General features: G+C 41.5%; 17 protein-coding genes. 9 read left to right on the top strand and 8 right to left on the bottom strand.

Annotation, left to right across the window (positions count from 1 at the left end; translation table 11 throughout):
- Window positions 1-289: 289 nt before the first annotated feature.
- Genes EHO59_RS10675 through EHO59_RS10665 form a run of 3 tightly spaced genes read right to left on the bottom strand, consistent with a single transcriptional unit; the run spans window position 290 to window position 3,513 of the window.
- Complete coding sequence (locus EHO59_RS10675) at window positions 290-1,531, bottom strand: AZOBR_p60025 family cell surface glycopolymer formation protein (RefSeq protein WP_135587786.1); 1,242 nt, start codon at window positions 1,529-1,531, stop codon at window positions 290-292.
- On the bottom strand, window positions 1,532-3,121 hold the full coding sequence (locus EHO59_RS10670; RefSeq protein WP_135587784.1) for a hypothetical protein: 1,590 nt from the start codon (window positions 3,119-3,121) through the stop codon (window positions 1,532-1,534).
- Entirely contained in the window at window positions 3,118-3,513 is a 396-nt protein-coding gene (locus EHO59_RS10665; RefSeq protein WP_135587934.1) for a Fur family transcriptional regulator, read from the bottom strand. Before EHO59_RS10665 ends, EHO59_RS10670 begins: the two co-directional genes overlap by 4 nt.
- A gap of 171 nt (window positions 3,514-3,684) precedes the next feature.
- Between EHO59_RS10665 and EHO59_RS10660 the strand changes: the two genes are divergently transcribed.
- Entirely contained in the window at window positions 3,685-4,389 is a 705-nt protein-coding gene (locus EHO59_RS10660) for a leucine-rich repeat domain-containing protein (protein ID WP_135587782.1), read from the top strand.
- Here the strand turns inward: EHO59_RS10660 and EHO59_RS10655 are convergent, their stop codons facing one another.
- Window positions 4,390-5,073: a hypothetical protein gene (locus tag EHO59_RS10655; protein ID WP_246052828.1), complete on the bottom strand. Its 684-nt coding sequence runs from the start codon at window positions 5,071-5,073 to the stop codon at window positions 4,390-4,392. It abuts the gene before it with no gap.
- 194 nt (window positions 5,074-5,267) lie between these two features.
- Between EHO59_RS10655 and EHO59_RS10650 the strand changes: the two genes are divergently transcribed.
- Window positions 5,268-6,866, top strand: a complete 1,599-nt coding sequence (locus tag EHO59_RS10650; RefSeq protein ID WP_135587780.1) for a peptidase M30 — start codon at window positions 5,268-5,270, stop codon at window positions 6,864-6,866.
- Here EHO59_RS10650 and EHO59_RS10645 read toward each other — a convergent pair whose 3' ends face one another.
- The 4 genes from EHO59_RS10645 to queA form a co-directional block, all read right to left on the bottom strand.
- Window positions 6,867-7,175: a YbaB/EbfC family nucleoid-associated protein gene (locus EHO59_RS10645; RefSeq protein WP_135587931.1), complete on the bottom strand. Its 309-nt coding sequence runs from the start codon at window positions 7,173-7,175 to the stop codon at window positions 6,867-6,869. It abuts the gene before it with no gap.
- Between the two features lie 85 nt (window positions 7,176-7,260).
- A complete protein-coding gene (locus EHO59_RS10640) occupies window positions 7,261-7,497 on the bottom strand; it encodes a hypothetical protein (protein ID WP_135587778.1) in 237 nt (78 codons plus the stop codon).
- A 93-nt stretch (window positions 7,498-7,590) separates the two neighbouring features.
- Window positions 7,591-9,207, bottom strand: coding sequence for a S16 family serine protease (locus EHO59_RS10635; protein WP_135587776.1), 1,617 nt, complete (start codon window positions 9,205-9,207; stop codon window positions 7,591-7,593).
- A 63-nt stretch (window positions 9,208-9,270) separates the two neighbouring features.
- Window positions 9,271-10,317: a tRNA preQ1(34) S-adenosylmethionine ribosyltransferase-isomerase QueA gene (gene queA / locus EHO59_RS10630; protein WP_135587774.1), complete on the bottom strand. Its 1,047-nt coding sequence runs from the start codon at window positions 10,315-10,317 to the stop codon at window positions 9,271-9,273.
- Between the two features lie 137 nt (window positions 10,318-10,454).
- On the opposite strand from queA, the gene EHO59_RS10625 reads away from it, so the two are divergent.
- From EHO59_RS10625 to EHO59_RS10595, 7 genes are all read left to right on the top strand, one after another.
- On the top strand, window positions 10,455-11,768 hold the full coding sequence (locus EHO59_RS10625; RefSeq protein ID WP_135587772.1) for a glycosyltransferase family 87 protein: 1,314 nt from the start codon (window positions 10,455-10,457) through the stop codon (window positions 11,766-11,768).
- Window positions 11,768-12,907 carry a glycosyltransferase family 4 protein gene (locus EHO59_RS10620; RefSeq protein ID WP_167882100.1) on the top strand — a complete coding sequence of 380 codons (1,140 nt, stop codon included), beginning with the start codon at window positions 11,768-11,770 and terminating at the stop codon, window positions 12,905-12,907. The genes EHO59_RS10625 and EHO59_RS10620 overlap by 1 nt, the downstream gene beginning before the upstream one ends.
- Before the next feature lie 17 nt (window positions 12,908-12,924).
- Window positions 12,925-13,533, top strand: a complete 609-nt coding sequence (locus EHO59_RS10615; protein WP_135587770.1) for an LIC20162 family protein — start codon at window positions 12,925-12,927, stop codon at window positions 13,531-13,533.
- Complete coding sequence (locus tag EHO59_RS10610) at window positions 13,533-14,918, top strand: hypothetical protein (RefSeq protein ID WP_135587768.1); 1,386 nt, start codon at window positions 13,533-13,535, stop codon at window positions 14,916-14,918. Before EHO59_RS10615 ends, EHO59_RS10610 begins: the two co-directional genes overlap by 1 nt.
- Before the next feature lie 88 nt (window positions 14,919-15,006).
- Window positions 15,007-16,506, top strand: coding sequence for an MBOAT family O-acyltransferase (locus tag EHO59_RS10605; RefSeq protein WP_135587766.1), 1,500 nt, complete (start codon window positions 15,007-15,009; stop codon window positions 16,504-16,506).
- A gap of 7 nt (window positions 16,507-16,513) precedes the next feature.
- Window positions 16,514-17,680 (top strand): SGNH/GDSL hydrolase family protein, encoded by a 1,167-nt coding sequence (locus tag EHO59_RS10600; RefSeq protein ID WP_135587764.1) that lies wholly within the window; start codon window positions 16,514-16,516, stop codon window positions 17,678-17,680.
- Entirely contained in the window at window positions 17,677-19,074 is a 1,398-nt protein-coding gene (locus EHO59_RS10595; protein WP_135587762.1) for an MBOAT family O-acyltransferase, read from the top strand. The genes EHO59_RS10600 and EHO59_RS10595 overlap by 4 nt, the downstream gene beginning before the upstream one ends.
- The last annotated feature ends 7 nt before the right edge of the window (window positions 19,075-19,081 follow it).

The raw sequence follows: 19,081 nt of genomic DNA, 5'->3' as shown, positions 1-19,081 counted from the left end.
TTCCTCGAATAAAAATTTTAGGTAGCTAAAGACACTTCGCAAGGGAACTCAATTCGCCTCCCAAAAAGACTGCTTACTCTCTATAGAATGCGGGGATTGATTTGAACGACCGTTAAATCGGAAGAAGAGATTTTCTAAGAAACCCGACTTGGATCCAATCGGTATGAACTATAACACGTGCGGATTTCTGAACAGCGGACCTACAATAAAGCCAATATAAATCTTTTAAAAGAAGAATCAAGTCTAAGAAATTTTTTACCCTTCCTTTCTTTAAAAAATATAAGGGTCTTCACCATACGACGTAACGCAGTGGCTTGGAAATCAGAGCTAATTTGATTAAAAATGCGACAAGTATGATTGCGAGTAAATACCAATATGGTGAATTCGGGAGGCTTTCATCCTCCTTTTGCCAAAGGATCAATAGAGGAATACTGATCGTAAACATCCTGGAAACGTTTTCGTACGTAGCCCAATAGAGCACGTAGCCTCCGGAGAAAACGGTCAGCATTGTGATCCCGAAACCGATCCTGTATGCGAGTCCCAATTTCCAATTTCCGCGAAAAAGTAGAAAGGTCCCATATAGGAAAAGCAAGAGTAAGGGGAAGCGGGAAAACTTCTTCGCAAATCCTATAATCCCCTGGCCTCCCCCGCTGATAGATTGCTCTAGTTCCGACAAATAACCTAGAATCCCGGCAAACGGATCGAAGAAATTGCCTAGGGAACCGGGAGTCCAATCCGGGAACTGAGTCTTTAAATATAAGCTCCAACATGCCGGGATCAATAAGGAGGCCAGGACCCACAGGCTTTTTTTGAATTCCTTGTGATAAACTGTCTCTAGTCCCAGAGGAAACAATAAGAAGAGAGCCTGTTCCTTTGTTAGGATGGCGAGTCCGCCAAGAACCGCAAAGAGTACGAAATTATTTTTAGAATATGCCCAATACGCGAGAAGGATCAGGCTTAACATTACCGTATCGGAAACAAGAAGCACATAGCTTCCCAAGGCAAAAGGAGAAAGCAAATAGATAGCGCTCAAATACTTCTTACTTTCTGGCAATAAACTCCTAAGAGCTAGATAAGAAAGATAGAACAGTCCCAAATTCAGTAAGTACATTCCGAAGATGGTCCCCTGTGGACCGAACCATCCGAATGGAGAAACAAGAAGAGGATATCCTATTCTAGGAGCCCGAAAACTAGTCTCGAATCCTTTTGGCCAATCCAAACTCCATTTGGATAACATTCTAGAATAATAATAAAAGATTTGTCCGTCATAGCCGGCGCCTAAATTCCCTTCTTCTCCCAAGAATACGATGGCACCTTTGGGAGTTTCGCTGGAGTTTTGGTCTGCAAATTCCTTTCCGAAATTAATCTGTGAACTCGGATTGTACTCGTACTTCTTCCAAACAAAAAAGGAAGAAGCGGCATATAAAATTAGAAAGAGTATCGTAGTCGTTTTGCAGGATTCTAAGGATTGCGAAATCTTTGCGCGTGAGTTCCTCTCGATCCTAAGAACTGTTTGGAAGGGATTAGACATTTACTTTTGATCCAATATTTTTTGGATCCATTTGGAATACAGATCCGAAGATTTTTCGGAAGCGATATAGGTCAAATGATGCGGATCTAGAAAAGAAGTTTGATCAGGGAACTCGGACACTGCGTTCCTAAAGAAGTATTTGTCCTTTCCTAAACTTTCTAAATATTGAATATAGCCAGCATACCAAGGAGTGTTTTCGTACACCTTTCTCTCGAACGGATTCTCAGGAGAGTTTACGAGTACTACTTTGATCCCTTGGGATTCTAGGTATTCTACACCTCGTTTTAGATACTCCATCTCGGACCAGCTAAAGAATTTAGGAGAAGCAGCTAATTTCATTTTAGCCATTCTTAATGTAACTAAGCGAGACATCTTTGCCCCAGCCTTGAAGGCATAGATCCGTTCCTTATAGTCCTTAGAATAATCCTCTTGGTTCATATGAGCGAGTCTTGAATCATCTATGCCCAAGATCCTAAGATACGAAATATTCTTTCTGATCTCTCTTCTACAAAAATTTTGCGAGAGACGGATGCCATAAATTTCTTCTAACCCGAAGAGTCTCGCGTCCACTTGAGAAGATGAGATTTTCTTATCCGTTACGAACCTTAAAGTTGCGGTCTTTGTCTCTTGAGGGAATTCTAAACGTAGGCTATTCCATCCGGATTTAGAAAAGGTTTGGTCTAATAAAACCTTCTCCCCTTCTCCAATGATCTTGAGATTTGCTCCCTTTTCTTGGAAGAAGACACTTTCTTGAAAGATTCCGTTTTTTAGCTCACATTCGATCTCGAATTCAGGTTTTGCCCATCCTCGTAAATACATTCCTTCTTTCGGAGGAATTCCAGTATAGTAATGGTAGGATCTCCCGCTTCTGAGATGATTCTCTATCCAAACATCGAATGGATCATACAAGAAACTGCGGTATCGAACTACCAAAAATAAAGACCTGGAAAGAAGGGATAGAGCCGAGGACTTTCCGATTTTGACCACATCCGAAAATCGTTCCTTTAGATATTCCCAAGGATAAATAGTGCGATTTTGATGTCTAGTTGTAGCTTCGATCTCGGTTAGCGCGTGCTCGTCATATTTTATATTCTGGAGATCTAAGACTGAATCTTCCTGATATATAATATTTTTCTCATATTGTCGAAATCTTGCTTCTGATTCTTTTTCGGAGACTAAAAAATCCAATTGTAGATCCGCCGGATTTAATATGAAAAAGACCAGTTTCGGTTTTTTAGAGGCGATATCTTCCTTATAAAAATAGAAGTCGGAAGGAGTTAAGGCCGGATGAGCGTAAAATTCAGTCCGAATCGGCAGGGAATTCTTTTGAAAACCCTCATTGATCCTTTCCGGAAGAGCAGAATACAGTGCAACACTACTTCCTACAAGTAGGACTCCTTCTTCATTCGGAGCAAATTCTATTCTCTTTCGTTTCTCCAAGAAATTAAACCAAGGAGAAGTATCCCATTCCTGCTCATTCGGAAATCCGAAAAGGACGTTATCCAGAACGAAGCGATCGATAATAGCGAACGCAGTGAAGAATATTAGAGTTATATAAAGTATTCTAAGCTTTAGAGGAGTTTTTTTCATTTTCGTTGGTTGCATTCCGAGCAAATGCCATAGAGGATAATTTCATGAGAATCTAATGTAAATCCCTTGGGCAGATTTTCCAACGGGAAAGGACAAACACCGACGTCGAAAACACGATCGCATACTTTGCAGTGAAAATGATGGTGATGGCCTAAGTGGCTCGCTTCGAAGCGGGAAGATTCTCCCGGGAGTTGGATCTCATGGATTGACCCGGATTCGAGCAAATGATTGACCACTCTATAAACAGTGGCTATTCCTATGTTCTGAACGGATCTCTTGGAGATATCGTGGATTTCCTTTACGGAGAGAGGACCTTTTGCATCCTGAATGACTCTCAGGATCTCCCCTTTTTGTTTTGTGTTACGAGAAGCGGATTTTTTATCTTCTTCCATCAGGAATCCGAGTGAATCAAAGAACCTAATCAAAAGGCTCGTATTAGATCCTGCGCTAGGAACGAGGTCTATGTCAACCCCGATTAATCCCAATTCCATCTCGGTCAAGAATCCTAAGAGAAGAATGATTTTCTAGTTTTCCTTTCTAGGATTTCTCTTAGATTTGATCTTATGAAGAAAGTATTCTCTCTTCTTCTATTTTTTTCCTTCTGTGCTCCCACAGAATATCTGGTCCAGATCAGAAATACTTCGGGAAGTATTATCGGAGAATACTATAAAGAAACTCGCTGGTTAGGTCTGAAAGAGACTCCTAATTGGAAAGATCTGTCTTCTTTTTCTAAACTTGAAATCCTAGAATTCAATGCAACTAATCTAAACTCTCTGCAGGATATTCCGGCTCTTCCTAAACTTAGATACCTGCAACTCGACGGCGCAGAAATCCAAGATCTAAGTCCTCTCCAAAGATTTCCTAAATTGGACAGTTTGATTCTAAATCGCACGGATACGAGCGATAAGGTCATGCTTACTTATTCGAATTGGAATCAACTCACTCGATTGGAGCTAGCATATACGAATGTTTCCAATCTGAATTTTCTGGGTCCTGGATGCAGTCTGCGTCATCTTCATTTAAGAAATACTAAAGTAAGCGATCTAAAACCTCTTTCCAATTGTACAAAACTGACTGAATTATATTTAAGAGGAACAAAGGTAAAAGATCTAAGTCCTTTGTACGGGATTACTGGTTTGATCCATTTGCAAACAGGTGGAAGCGAAGTCTCGGACGAAGAGATCCGTAAGATCAGATCAATCCATCCGTATCTGAAGATTATGCCGGGACTTCGTAAGATCCTAGGTTCCGAGACAGGCTTGGATTAATTACAAGGCAAGCGGTTTCGCATCCCCACTCGGATTTGTATAGAGTATAAAATCTCCAGGAACCACTCCCTGTTTTTCGGTTTTAATCTCTCCTGTAGTCTCCACCGTCTGTAGAGATTTCAGATCGATCTTTCGCCCATCCTGTTTCTCCAGATAGACACTGGCTCCGCTTCGCACCCTAGAAAGCCTCATTCCCCAAACACTCGTGATCAAAGAATCTACCTTGAGTACTATAGCAGCTATTCTGGACGGGTTTCCGGATCTGGGGCTTGTCAGTTTGAGCCCGCCTTCTTCTCCTTCGGGGCCGGGGACAAGACGGATCTCTCCGTTGCCGGATTTCCATATTAAAAATTCATAATGGTCACATTCATAGGCTCTGGTTAAGGTCCAGCGATCTCCTGGATTCTTGCTTGTGAATATTCTGCAAAGGCGAGGTCTAAATCTGAAGTATTTTCCGGATTCATCGATACTCAGTTTTCCTTCAAAGCGGATCTCTTCCCAATTCTTTGCTTCGGAAACAGTAAGCTGACTGATGGACAATTCCAGTTTGGAGGAATGATTCAGATACACCTGTCGCACATAAAAGCCTGTCGGGATTTTTTTGATCTCTGAAAAGTATTCCCCGCTTTCGGGAAGAGATACAAGGAAAGGTATGTTCGGACCTTGGGTCTGATTTCTTTCCAATGGAGATTGACGAAATCCGCAATTACATCCCAACGAAAAAAGAATGATATATATTAAAAATTTGGAAAAAAATTTCCTAATCTTGGAAACCGTAAAGGTCAATGGTTCTTGCTCGTCTCGGGCCATTTCCAAGAATTGACACTAAAGAAAGGAACCTTGCAGTAAAGCTAGTTTCGTTTTTTTAGAAGAAGACCATGAAAGTTTCTCTTCGAGAAAAGATTTTTACTTCCGATTGCGGACTTCGGACCATCGTCTATGTTCCGTTCGCGTGCATTCTTCTTCTTTCAAACTGCGTTGCTTCCGGCTCCTTTGGTTCTTCTCAACAAGATTCCAATCCATCCTTGAACGATATCCTGTCTTTAAGTAGAACTGGTCCTTCCTGTTCGGGAACAGGTAATTTTTGGGTCCGCAATCTAATCACGAATTCTTCCAGTTGTGTTCATTTTACTAAGATGTCCTCGGGCCAATATACGGACGTATATGCATCTTCCGGTCTCGAAACCGCTCTAGATTATGGAAATGTTTCCCAAGAATTCGATACCAAAATCTATCCTAGACTAGGAGACGCTTTCGGATATTCAGATGATCTGGATGGAGATGGAAAAGTGACCATCCTAGTTTCCGATATTCAGGATGGAAGCCAACCTGGAGGAGCTTTCGTAGCGGGCTTCTTCGATCCTGTAGACTTTTATCCGGACAATTCCTCTTATAGTGTAAGATCAAATTATTCTAATATACTTTATATGGACGGAGTGCAATTGGTGGATCTTAGAAATTCGGATCTGGCCCAGGGCAAGCCTGACACTTTTCTTTCCACAGTAGCTCATGAGTACCAGCATTTAATCCGATTCCAATACGAGGCAAGGATACTCGCTGCCGGTGGGGGAAGGGACGAGACTTGGATCAATGAAGGAACGAGCGAAGTAGCCGCGGATATCGCCGGTTACTCTCCGCAAATCGGACGAATCAATTGTTATAGAGGAAGAAGTGCCGGTTCCTGTGCTCGAGGTGCGAACGGTTCGGCTATTTTTGGAACGGAGAATTTCAGCAGTTTAGTGGATTATGCGTTCGCATACTCCTTTATGAAATACTTATATATGATCTCCGGCACAAGCGCTGTTACTCGAAACTCGTATTTCAGGAACGGAGTTCAAGGTCCAAAAGGCAATCGAGCCTCCGACTCTATCGGTTTATTTCATCTTTTCCGCACAGGCTCAGAGGCATATACGACCGCACCTTCCGACGTAAAAACAATATTAGGAAGTACGGATGCTTCGATCTTTCAAAAGATATATCCTACTTTCGTTTGGTTATCTTTGGGAGATACAGTTCCTGATTTTGCTCAGAGTGGAACTAATCAAGCGGGAGCGAATACTTACTTACAGAATATGACCCGGATCATTCAATACTTTCCTTTTCCAGCTGCGGGAACGGATGGAGATTTCTTACGAAAACTATATGATCCTCAGAGACTTCCTGAAATTACTCCTTTGACACAGTTGAATCCGGGACAGATCCAATTTGTAAAAGCGGATCGTTCTAATGCGAACGGGATCGATAATCTTGTCTTATTGAAAAAAACTTGGGATACCAATCTCTATTCTTTGCAGATCAATACTGAAACAAAAAGAAGTGGAGAAGTTTCTGTTTCCCTAGGAATTGCAGAAGCGGATGAGGAAGGAGAAGAAGGGATCAAACTCCCGGATTCGAAAGAGGCTATCGCAATCTGTCCTCATCAATTCTTTAAATTAGCAAGAAGTCGCACGAAAGAAAAAGTCTACCGTGCGTTTTGATTAAGGCATTCCCGCAAGAAGACCTTTGAATTCTCCCATTCTTTCTTCCGCAACTTTTTGAGCTGCTTCCATAGATTGATTCACTGCTTGCTTAATACTTTTCTGAAGAAGTTTCTTATCGTTCTTTGCTAACAGCTCGTCTTCGATACGGATCTCTTGTACTACTTGCTTTCCGTCAGTGATGCAAGTGACTAGATCATTTTTGGATTTTCCCTCGAAGGAAAGAGCTTCCAATTCCTTTTCCAGACGTTTCATTCTGACTCGCATCTGGTTCATTTGTTTTAGATTATCAAGACTTTTACCAAACATCATCCTCTCCGGTCGATATAACTAATGATAGGATTTCAGAAAGAATCGCCGACGCAAGAATAAAGCGCGAAAAGAAGAGAAGGAATTAAACGAAGGAAGGACCAGGCTCTACAGTTCTTTCCGGTAGATCTCGGATCTGTTCGGAAGAAGGCTCCCAAGAAAATTGGTCTGGCAGCAATTCCTCTAAGATAGGTTCGTCTGTCAAAAATCCATCCCGATCCGTTTTGAGAGGAGCAATCCCCAAAAGCAATACGAACCCTAGACTGGAAAATAGGGTCACCAGCAGAGAAGATTCTATATTGATGTTTGCCCTGGGCTTCATCTCTATAGAGAGTATCGGTCGTTTTGGGGGAGTCTGATTAGAGGATTTCTGAGGAAAAATCCGAGACCGAGCGTTTTCCAGCGGGAACTAGACTTAATTCTCCTCCCCGTCCCTCTTTCTATCGATCCTTTCTTCGATCAATTTGAACAGACTTCCGTTCGGATATTTTCCCGATTTGGAGATCCTTCCCGCCGGAATCCCGAAAATCTCAGGGATCAGGTCTTCTACATGAGAACAAGACAGAATCTGGAACCTACCCTTCTTCATAAGTTCTCGAATTTCTCTGGGAAGATTCAGATCCCTTACATTGTCCTTAGGAATATAAATGCGATACTTTTCCTGAGAAGACCCAGCAAGCCGAGTAACGTCGTACCAAGCCTGGATCTTTGTGTTCACCGATCCTACCGGTAGAATATCTCCATACTGGGAAAGAGCCCCAGTCACCGCAATATTGCAAGGAATCTCCAGACCCGAAAGAGCCGAGAGCAAGGCTAAGAGCTCCGCACAACTTGCAGAATCACCATCAATCGGAGAACTGTTTTGCTCGAAAAGAATAGAAGCGTCTAAGCCGAAAGACTGAATATGAGAGAACATTCCCTTGATATAGGACTGAAGAATAAAGACGCCTTTATCATGCAGATTTCCGGAAAGATTTACTTCCCTTTCTATATTGATCAAATTCCCGGAACCCAAGGAAACCCGAGCTGAGACCTGATTCACTTGTCCGAAATCCAATAAGGAAGATTGAAGAAGAATAACGGAGAGCCCGTTGATCCTGCCGGTCTTCTTTCCTTTCAATTGGACCGAGATCAATCCTTCTTTGATATTCTCCACATATTTTCTTTTATGAATAGCAGTCCTTTTTTGGATCAGAGAAGGAGCCGCCTCTATCTGGGATCTTCCGACTGTCTTCTTACCTTTATTATTTAAAGCTAATATTTCTCTTACGAAGGAACGAAGTTCCGAGAGATGAAGAGAAAGTCTATTTTGGCTATCATTCCATCTAAGCGCCAGTTCCAAAAGAGAATCCAGGGCCGCCTGGTCTAAAGGAGGATAGCCCGGCTTCTCCCAGGATTTTACAAGTCCGGAGAAAATAGGAAGAGTTGATTTATCTAGACTGATCTCGTATGGCATATGGATCTTGAAATCGAAGCTCCCGTAAAAGTCAGCATCCATTTCTGAGATAGAATCTACTTCAGTCTCTTCTCCCACTAAGATGAGGCGAAATACGGAATCTATGCTTGGATGAAAACGATTGATCGCAGAATCCGAATCTTCGGGAAGAGAAAGAAAATCTATCTTACCCGTTAAAAGAACTCCCTTTAAAAAATAATATAGGTCCGGATCTTCTACAAAGGCTTTGATCGGTAATAAAAGAAGACCTCCGTTTGCTTCCGCAATCCTACCGGGTCTGTATTGGTCTTTGAAGGGAAAGCCAGCGAGAGAAAGAAGCGTCGGGTTCGGTTCTGCGACAACAGGCTGTTTCTTTACAATCTCTTCGAGGTACTGTCCGAAGCGGAGAAGATTGGATTCTATCTCTGGACCTGTGATCAGAATATGCCGAAATAATTTCGGATTTTCCAAGGCTTGGCGGAATGTACGAACTTCTTCCTTATGAAATACTAAGAAATCCGGAAGGCCGTTCAACCGGATCGGTTTCGCCGCCTTTAATCTTGCTTCTGTTTGGACAGGAAGGACTTTACGTAGCACCTTTCCCATTCTTCATACAAGCTGGGAATTGCTCAATTAAATAAGTACGATCCGAACTTGTTTTTAGGGATCCAAGATCAGCATAGAATCTCCATACGAAAAGAAACGAAATCCTTTCTGTACTGCATATCTATATGCGTCCATCATCCTGTTCTTTTCGGAGAATGCGCTTACCAAGAGAAGAAGACTGCTCTCCGGCAAATGGAAATTCGTGATCAAACCTTCGCAGCTCTGTATAGGATCTCCGGGCTGCAAGAATAAAGTGGTACTTCCTTCTCCCACTTTGAATTCGTTTTTTTCCTTTTGGTAAGAAGCTTCTAAGGCTCTCAATGTTGTAGTTCCTACTGCAATGATCCTTCTATTCTCTTTCTTGGCTTGGTTTAAGATCTGAGTGGTTCTTTCGGGCATAAGAAAAAATTCTTCGTGTAACTTCTTCTGAGAAAAATGCTCCTCGGTTAAGGGTTGAAAGGTTCCATACCCTACTCTCAATTCCAGATCTAAAAATTCGATCTCATTGCTTTGGAGTTTAGAGATCAATTCCGGAGTAAAATGTAAACCAGCAGTGGGAGCGGCAACCGATCCTAAGTTTTTGGAATAAACAGTTTGGTAACGAATATCATCTTCCGAAGAACTCTCTCTCTTGAAATAAGGAGGAATCGGAGTCCTTCCGACTTTTTCAAAAGACTCTTCGTTCCATTCTGTTCCGGCTTGGACGAGAGTAAACTCTTCTTGCTTTCCAATTACGGAGAAGGAGAAGTTGCGACTTACTTCATCAAAGAGTGTATCTCCGATCTTTAGCTTTTTAGAATTTCGAAGAAGTGTTTTCCAAACACCGGGTTGGACTTCGGATAAGAATAGAGACTCGTGTCTTCTTCCAGTACTAGTAACTAGAAAGACTCTTCTCTTAGAGACTCTAGTATGATTGGCTACTAAGACATCTCCTCGCTTTAAATATTTTAGTATGGATGTAAATTCAGCTTCTTCTGTCAGAAAATCTTTGGTCCTTCCGATTACTAGCAATCTGCTTTGGTCCCGTTTGGATGCCGGGAACTTTGCGATCTGTTCTTCAGGTAATTCGAAATCGAATTCGGAAAGATCCGTGAATTTCATTCTTCCAGAGAATCAAATTACTTGCATACGGAAATCGATTTTTATCAGGCTTTCCATTCTATGTCTCGCTTTTATAGCCGAGGATGAAGGGGATTTTATTTCTTGGCTTTTTGGGCCTGCGATAAAAGAGTACCTGAATGCGGATCGATCTGAAAAAGCATTGGCCTATTCTTCTTTTTATCCTGTTTCTAGGTTTGCTTTATACCAACGGATTTAGTCGTACTGGACAATCTTCCGATTTTTCGGATTATTATGAGGCCTCTCGTAATTTCCGGATTCAAAAAGATCTATATAGCTTGGATGTTCTCTCTGAAGTAGTCCAAGATTTCGAAAGCGGAAAGTTCAAGATGGAGCAGATCTTCGAGCCTTCCGTATTCTTAAGCCTAAAAGCCAGGATCGAGAATGTAGGATCTTATATTTATCCTCCTACGTTTGCCTTCCTTCTCATTCCTTTTTCTTATTTAGAGTTCGAGACTGCCTCTGCGATATTCTTTACTCTCAATTTTATCTCTTTAGTTGGCAGCCTTTTCCTAATCGGAAGACTACTTGGAAAGCAAAGATCCTTTCTTTTCCTTTCAGCAACTCTTCTTCTTTCGCTTCGTTTTGTGGAAAATCATCAGAACAATAACCAGGTCGGATTCTTACTTCTGTTCTTGATCCTTCTGTCTGTCTCATCCAAAAGAGATTGGTTATCCGGTCTTCTTCTTTCTCTTGCGATCATCATCAAGATCACTCCTGCGGCATTTCTATTCTATTTTCTTTATAAAAGAAGGTATGCAGTGATCGCTTATACTCTCGTATTTGCGATGGTATGGTTGGCATTGCCTGCTCTTCTATTCCCAGAGTTTACTTGGAAGATGAATCAAACTTGGTACAATCTGGTACTTGAAAAATATATGAAGTCCCCAGCATTGAGAGCTTGGAAGAATAACCAAAGTTTAAGCTCTACTCTTTCCAAGTATTTCTTATCTTATTCGGATCTATTGAACCAAGGAAGATTCGGAATGCCATTCGTGAATCTTACGGTAGCGCAAGTAAAAGCCATGGCTCTTGTGCTAACTCTTGGAATCTCCGGTCCTTTCTTATACAGAGTATACAAGGGAGCTTCCGAAGGATTTGTGCTTTCTGGTCTATTCTTCTTTTCGGTGATCTTTAGCGGTATATCATGGATCCACGCATTCGTCTTTTTGCTTTTTCCTATCGGTTACGCTCTCTCCCAACTTTGGATGGATGAACAAGAAGACGGTTTTGTTTGGGAAAAATGGAAGAACAGGATTCTTTCTTTTAAAGCGGCAAGCCTATTTACTTTAATCGCTATATTCGTACTACTCATGAATAGAGGAACGATCGGGAATACTGCCGAAGAAGCGCTCTTGATGTTCTCTTTCTTACTTTATACTTCTCTAATACAATACGCCTGCACCTTTTATATCGACAGGGCGAGATCCTAGTGGCAAAAGATCCCAGACTAAAAACGGAAGCCTTGAAATACAAGCCCCGTGTTGCAGTAGATGCGAGACCTCTTGCGTACGGGATCACAGGCAATTCTAGATACCTGGCCGAAGTTTTACAAAGACTGATCCGTCCTGATGCTCCCTTAGAATATTATCTATATTCGAATAAGCCAATACACCCCGTTTTTCAAGATCTGATCCGTCAGACTCCTGTATTTATACCGAGTAGGCTCCCTGGATTTATCTGGCTGAACTGGACCATTCCCGCAGTGGTAAGAAAACACAGGATCGATATTTTTTGGGGAACGATCCAATTATTGCCAGTATTCGGCCTAAAGATCCCGACTGCAGTGAATTATCATGATCTGAATTTCAGGTCCGCGCCGGAAACCATGACCACTGCAAATTATTGGCAGCACAAATTTCTTTCTCCTCTTACATTAAAAAAAGCTGATAAAATATTCTGCCTTTCTCAAAATACTAAGAACGATATAGAGCAGTTTCTTCCTAAGATAGAATCCAAACTAAAGGTAATCTATCCAGGGGTGCAAGGCTTCCCTTCTATCACTGCTCCTTCTAAGCCTCTACCGGAGCGTTTTCTATTTTCTGTAGGAACTCTAGAACCTCGCAAAAACCTGAATCGATTAGTAGATGCCTATTTAGCCCTGAAGAAAGAAGAACCGAATTTTCCCTTTCCTTTGGTTTTGGCAGGAAGACTCGGTTGGAAGTCCGAAGGCCTTACCCTTCTCTTGAAAGAAGGATCTTTGGAGAAAGATGGCGTCTACTTTGTAGAAAATCCGAGTGACTCTCAGCTTGGTTGGTTTTACCAAAATTGTTCCTACTTTGTATTCCCCTCTCTACACGAAGGCTTCGGGCTTCCTCTTTTGGAAGCGATCCGAATGGGTAAGCCTTGCATTGTTTCCGATATCCCTGTATTTCACGAGGTCTTGGATGTTTTAACCGATACCTTCGTGCCACCTACGGATACGGAAGCCTGGAAAAACGCGCTTTCACTCGCCGGCAAGAGGGGAATTTATGGGAGAAAACCTAATTCCAACCCCTGGTCCTGGGATACGACTGCAAAACAAGTCGAAGAATCCTTGGTAGATCTTTGGAAGAATAGAAAGAAAAAATAAGTCCGAGGACCGATCTTATGCAAACTCATTCAAAGCGAAAATCTTCCGCCTGGTGGGATTGGGAAACTTCTAAGCCGAGTCTTCCTAAAAGAAGTTCAGGAAGTTCTAAATTAATAAATAATTATATTCCCCCGATTCTTGCAATCCTGGCCTACTTTACTTTTATCTGGTATTTATATCCAATCAAGGACTTGGTCTCCGTTTGGATCTTTAAGTTCGTAGAGTTATTACAGATCACCAAAGTATTGAAACTTTCCCTTCTTACAGACAAAAGACTTTATGACTACACAGCTCTTGCGATTTTTCTCTATGTCGGATTTGCATTCTTCTTGGATCTGTTCCGTTTCTTAAATAAGAATCTATTTCAAAACTTAAGTTGGGACGGAGAGGCTTTGATCTTTTCCAGATGGGGATTATTAGGAAAGATCACTGTCCGATGGAATCCCAATCAAACCGGTTTGCAGATACTACATAAGGGAGGATGGGTCCGTAAAATTCTCGGATTGGAAAAGATCCTCTTTAAAGTAAATGTGAGCGGAGCAGAAGAATCCACTCTAGCTGAGTCTCCTTTCTTTTCTTCCAAGAAGAATGGACAGTTTCTTTCTTCTATCTTTAAGAATGTGTAATGCTCAAACGTTCTATAGAAAGTCTAGAATTCATTGCGAGAATTCGATTTATCTTCCGATCTCCAACTCTTTGGACGGGAACATTATTCTTAATTTGCTTATCTTTAGCCTTATTCTTATTCGATCTTAGATTTCTTTCCCGTCATTACGACTGGGACTCCATCGTTTATACTCATAATATTCTTACGAATAAATATTGGAAGGTATTCTTTAACCCTCATCATATAGGTTTCGAAAGCACAGGATATCTGTATTTGAAATTCTGGTATTGGCTGCACGGCACGGATTCCGCTATGTTCGGCCTGAGACTAAGAGTGCTCGCCTCCGCTCTTGTTTTCGTTTTTGTTTTGATGTTAACGTATTGGAGACTGTATCATGATTTGATCGGCGCAGTACTCTTAGGGCTCTCTGTACATTGCACGCAAGGATTCTGGTTCTACGCTCAACACAACGACACTCCTCTGATCCATTCTTGCTTAACCGCTTCTCTGTATTTGGTTTGTGTATGGAATTGCAAGAAGGGATGGTCTCCCGGAAAACTCTATATCGCCGGCTTTTTACAAATCTGGAATATCTACTTTCATCAATCCGATACGATCTTTCTTACATTCGTTCCCGCCTCTCTTTTGCTAACAGATAGATGGAGAGGAGGAACATTCACATACTCTCATAAATTAAGACTTATCTTCGTATATCTGACTGCCGTAATCGGCATACTCACTCTTTCCTATCTTTATGTAGGCTTCATTATTTTAGGAAGGGATTTGGTTTCACTTCCGACTAGCGAAAAGAATTTTGCGAATTGGCTTTTCTTATACGCATCTCAGGAAAAATGGGGAGCGGCTCCCGGCGAAAAAAACTATATTATGAATTTCTATAGAGGGATCGGTGATGCCTTCTTGAATTTCGAGGGAGTTAAGAACGGGCTTAGGATCAATCCAAGCTTGCCCACTGCTCCTAGAAATTTTCCATACAATCTCAATCTTGCCTTTTGGTTGGGAATCTTAGCTCTTGCAGCAACAAACGCTCTTCAACTTTGGAAAACATACAAACAAGAACTAGTGCTATTATTTTTCTGGTTAGTTCCTTCTTTGATCTTCTATACTTGGTGGGAAGGTTATTTCTTCGAATTTTGGGTCTCGGCTGTGATCGGACTCATGATCTTTGCCTCCCTAGTTCTACATTCTCTCCGATGGGAAGGATTGAAATTCGGGATCCGTGCTTTGACACATGTGGCCTTATTCACGTATCTACTATTGCTTTTCTTGGTAAACTTCAGCTATTCCACCTACCCTCGTTCTCAAAGATCCAACGCAAGTTTCATAGAAGGGATCGAAGATAAGTATGAAGCGATCACACCTGAAAAAGTGTACAAAGACGAGTAAGTTCCTGTGCCTTCTTTCAACCTAATAAAACGCTTGTGGGTTTCCCTCCGTCCAGAAAACTGCACAGGAGTCGAGGAAAAGCAAACGAATGCTGTTTAATTCAGCCCATTTTATTGTGTTTTTGCCGATCGTACTGATCTTAGCAAAAATCTTAAAGGGAACGTATCAAAGAGTCTTTCTTTTACTCGCGAGTCTCTATTTTTATAATGCCTGGCATCCTGCCACCATCCATTGTGATGCTCCAAGAACTGCTACTTGGTACGAATCATGGATAGATTACTCCTTCTGTAATTTTAACATTAACTTATATATCATCATCTTGATCGCTTCCATGATCGTAGACTACGTTGCAGGAAGATTGATGAGTAAAGAAGGAGTCTCTGAGCAATTCAGAAAGCTCTGCTTAGTCGCTTCTCTCATAACAAACCTTGGGATTCTATCTTACTTCAAATATACGAATTTCATTTTAGATGTTTTTGCTGATATTTTCACCCTAGGAACTCTCAAGCTAGAACATTGGAAGATCATTCTTCCTGTAGGAATTTCATTCTATACCTTTCAATCCATGAGTTATTCGATAGATGTCTATCGTAGGAATTTGGAAGCCAGAAAGTCTTTCTTGGATTTTGCATTGTATGTTTCCTTCTTCCCTCAACTGGTAGCAGGACCAATCGTAAGAGCACATACCTTCTTCAGAGATTTGGACGATCCTCCTAAGGTCACTGCAAAAGATGTGGAAATTGCGTTTGCTCAGATCTTAATGGGATTCACCAGAAAGATCGTTTTTGCCGACAACCTGGCAAAGGTAGTAGATTATACTTTCAATTATTATAGAATTCTAAACCCGGTTGAGATTTGGGTGGGAACTCTTGCATTCGGATGGCAGATCTATTTCGATTTTGCCGGCTATACGGACATAGCGATCGGAGTAGCCAGATTATTCGGATATAAATTCGATCCGAACTTTAATTTCCCGATGGTAGCAAGGAATATCGCGGATCATTGGTCTCGTTGGCATATCTCCTTCTCCACTTGGATCCGAGATTACATCTATATTCCTTTGGGTGGTTCTAGGGTTTCAGTGATGAAAGGATACAGAAACCTTTTTATCACATGGTTATTCGCAGGTATTTGGCATGGAGCCGCCTATCATTTCGTTAGCTGGGGACTTTGGCAAGGGATCATGCTTGGGATCCATAGGGAATATTCTAAGACTAAAACTGCCGCTTGGTTGAACGAGAAAGGTGGGAGATCCTACGATATAGCAGCGAGAGTATTTACAATGTTCTGCTTATCCTTCGGGTTTATCATGTTCCGCGCAAAGACAATGCAAGATGCTTGGGCGATGATGAAGTCACTCGTCTTCTTCGTTCCGAGCGGAATCGCTTCCGTTAGCACATTCTCGAACTATGATTACGGTTTACTATTGGTGCTCTGTTTTGTCCTCTCTTACTATTTCTCTAAAAATACGATTGAGTCTATGGTAGAGAGTGGAAGAAAGTTCGCCGTATTCTTCGTAGTTAATGTTTTCTTAATCTTCTTCTTCGGCGCTACGGAAAGTAATAACTTCCTGTATTTCGATTTCTGAGGTAACTGTGAGTCCTTATCTTCAATTGATACGTCAAAAAAAATTCTGGATACCGGTCCTCATATTCTTTTGCTTCGATCTTTGTCTGCAGACAGGTGTCTATAGACCCTTTTTGAAGAAAGGATCCTTTGCAGCTAACGTAGTTCGTAACACCGAATACATTTTGGAAAAGAAATCAGTATTCGAACCTACTATTTTAGTCTTAGGGACCTCCGTAGCATACCAAGGACTTTCTCTCGAAACCCTGAACAAAGAGTTAGAGCCTTATGGAGAAAGAGTGCAATCTCTTGCGATGGAAGGTACAGAGTTAGTAGTCCAGGATTCTCTCGTACGAAATCTTCTTCCAAAATTCCCGAAAGTGCATACAGTCCTTCATATATTGGAGATTTCCACACCATGGGTGGATCAGGAATTCTTGCAGATCCATACGCTCGCAATGCTCGGAGAATTGGACAGAAGAATTGCATTTCCTCTAATATTCGATTTTAATTATAATATAAAGTACGATGACCTCGGTTTCTTAGCATTCAAAAGTGTTGCCTATCGACGGGATATCCGTGATTTCGTCCTAGATCCTTCAAAGCGTTTAAAGGACATCGGCAGAAGAAGAAAAGAGCCTCGTTTGAATCCTTGGCCTCACGAAAACACGAATCTTCCGAGTATTAGTATGTATCCGGAAGCGAAGGATATTCCTTCCTGCATTAAGGTTACGAATCCTAATAATGGTCTTCCTGCTCCAGCAGGTTCCGACCAATTTCATAAGAAGGCGATTTGGGATACCTGTGATCTGGCAAGGACCAACTCGAAAGAAGTCACTAAAACAAAAAGAGTCCTAAACTATTTCCATAGAATGAATATACTTCATGGAGATATTCGAAGGATAGGAAAAGAAAACGGTCAAGACATTCGTATCATAGGAGTCATCGCGCCTTATAGCGAGCTGATCAAAGACTGGAGAACTCCGGAAAGAAATCGCATCTGGGAAGAAGAGCTCAAGAAGATCAATCCGAACACAACGCTTTTGGATTATCAGGAAAGCTTGGATGGAGCGAATAACGGAGATTATTATTACGACCTGATCCATTTAAATAAAGCAGGAATGCATAAATTTTCCGAAATCTTTGCGGCGGATCTGCCTTCTATTCTTGGCCTAGGACAGAAGAAAACGAAATGATATTTACATCCACACTCTTCTTTCTTTTCTTTCTTATAGTTTATATCAGCTATTGGCTTTGGCAGGATCGCAAATACAGAGAATGGATCCTAATGATCGGCTCTCTAGTCTTCTATGCGTCCTGGAATCCTCCTTTCTTATTGCATCTTTTAGGAATAGTCTTACTAAATTACTTATTCTTAAAGCCTATTCTTCGTACTAAAAGCAAGAAATTGCTTACGATCATAGTTGTTATAGACCTGGTCAATCTAGGGATCTTTAAGTATTTCTATTTCTTTACCGAAAATTTATTTTATGTAACTCATTGGTCCGTTTTCGACACGAGCACCATGCCATTCAGGATCATACTTCCTCTTGCTATTAGCTTCTACACATTCCAAGTCATGGCCTATGTGATAGACGTGTACCGAGGCAAAGTACAAGAAATTCCAAGCTTCTTTCATTTTACTTTGTTCCTGCTCTTCTTTCCTCAGTTAGTAGCGGGACCGATCATGAGATCCAGGGATTTCTTTCCTCGGTTAGAACAATTAAGGATCCATAAAACAGCCATATACACAGGGCTATTTTTGATAGGCCTTGGTGCTTGCAAAAAGATACTAATCGCGGACAATCTAGGCGCCCTGATCGATCCGGTTTTTCTAAGACCGAAGGAATATGGGAGCGGTTCTCTAATATTGGCCTCGATCGGATTCACTTGGCAGGTCTATTCCGATTTTTCGGGCTATACGGACGTCGCAAGAGGTTGTGCTTTATTATTCGGATTTAATATACCTAGAAACTTCAACGCTCCTTTCTTCAGCAGGGACATACATGAACTCTGGAGAAAATGGCATATCACTCTGGGGAGCTGGCTTAAGGATTATATCTATATTCCTTTGGGGGGGAGCAGAATCTCCGAAGCCAGGACAAACCTGAATCAAACCATTACATTTGCGTTAGGCGGTCTTTGGCATGGAGCAAACTGGACTTTCTTAGCATGGGGACTTGCGCATGGACTTTTCCTTGCTACAGAGAGATTCATGGAGAGAAACGGGATCAGAATACTTCCAGAGAAAGGAAAATTTTTCACTGGCCTCCGAATTCTTTGGACCTACTCTCTCTTCGTACTCGCAGCAGTATTCTTCCGATGCTTCACGATCCAAGACTCGATGTATTTCTTTAAGAGTTGGTTCTATTCTCCGATCACGGAGCAAAGCAATTTCCTTTCTTTTAATTTGATTTTACCTTATATAGTAGGTGGAGTCCTTTTCCATGCGGCAGAGGCACCTAAGAATTATCCTCTTTGGTTCCACAGAAATCGAACCAAACTTTTGATTGCATTCTTAATCATCGGAGCTCTGATATTTGGGAACTACGCCGGAAAAGGCCAGGACTTCATTTACTTCGCTTTCTAAGATATCC

The organism is Leptospira semungkisensis, from assembly GCF_004770055.1.
GTDB lineage: Bacteria > Spirochaetota > Leptospiria > Leptospirales > Leptospiraceae > Leptospira_B > Leptospira_B semungkisensis.
This window is presented reverse-complemented; position numbering and strand designations above follow the sequence as displayed.

Coding starts and splice junctions, on each gene's coding strand:
- EHO59_RS10675 (WP_135587786.1), bottom strand. CDS start 1,531: ATGTCTAATCCCTTCCAAACAGTTCTTAGGATCGAGAGGAACTCACGC.
- EHO59_RS10670 (WP_135587784.1), bottom strand. CDS start 3,121: ATGAAAAAAACTCCTCTAAAGCTTAGAATACTTTATATAACTCTAATA.
- EHO59_RS10665 (WP_135587934.1), bottom strand. CDS start 3,513: ATGGAAGAAGATAAAAAATCCGCTTCTCGTAACACAAAACAAAAAGGG.
- EHO59_RS10660 (WP_135587782.1), top strand. CDS start 3,685: ATGAAGAAAGTATTCTCTCTTCTTCTATTTTTTTCCTTCTGTGCTCCC.
- EHO59_RS10650 (WP_135587780.1), top strand. CDS start 5,268: ATGAAAGTTTCTCTTCGAGAAAAGATTTTTACTTCCGATTGCGGACTT.
- EHO59_RS10645 (WP_135587931.1), bottom strand. CDS start 7,175: ATGTTTGGTAAAAGTCTTGATAATCTAAAACAAATGAACCAGATGCGA.
- EHO59_RS10640 (WP_135587778.1), bottom strand. CDS start 7,497: ATGAAGCCCAGGGCAAACATCAATATAGAATCTTCTCTGCTGGTGACC.
- queA (WP_135587774.1), bottom strand. CDS start 10,317: ATGAAATTCACGGATCTTTCCGAATTCGATTTCGAATTACCTGAAGAA.
- EHO59_RS10625 (WP_135587772.1), top strand. CDS start 10,455: ATGCGGATCGATCTGAAAAAGCATTGGCCTATTCTTCTTTTTATCCTG.
- EHO59_RS10615 (WP_135587770.1), top strand. CDS start 12,925: ATGCAAACTCATTCAAAGCGAAAATCTTCCGCCTGGTGGGATTGGGAA.
- EHO59_RS10610 (WP_135587768.1), top strand. CDS start 13,533: ATGCTCAAACGTTCTATAGAAAGTCTAGAATTCATTGCGAGAATTCGA.
- EHO59_RS10605 (WP_135587766.1), top strand. CDS start 15,007: ATGCTGTTTAATTCAGCCCATTTTATTGTGTTTTTGCCGATCGTACTG.
- EHO59_RS10595 (WP_135587762.1), top strand. CDS start 17,677: ATGATATTTACATCCACACTCTTCTTTCTTTTCTTTCTTATAGTTTAT.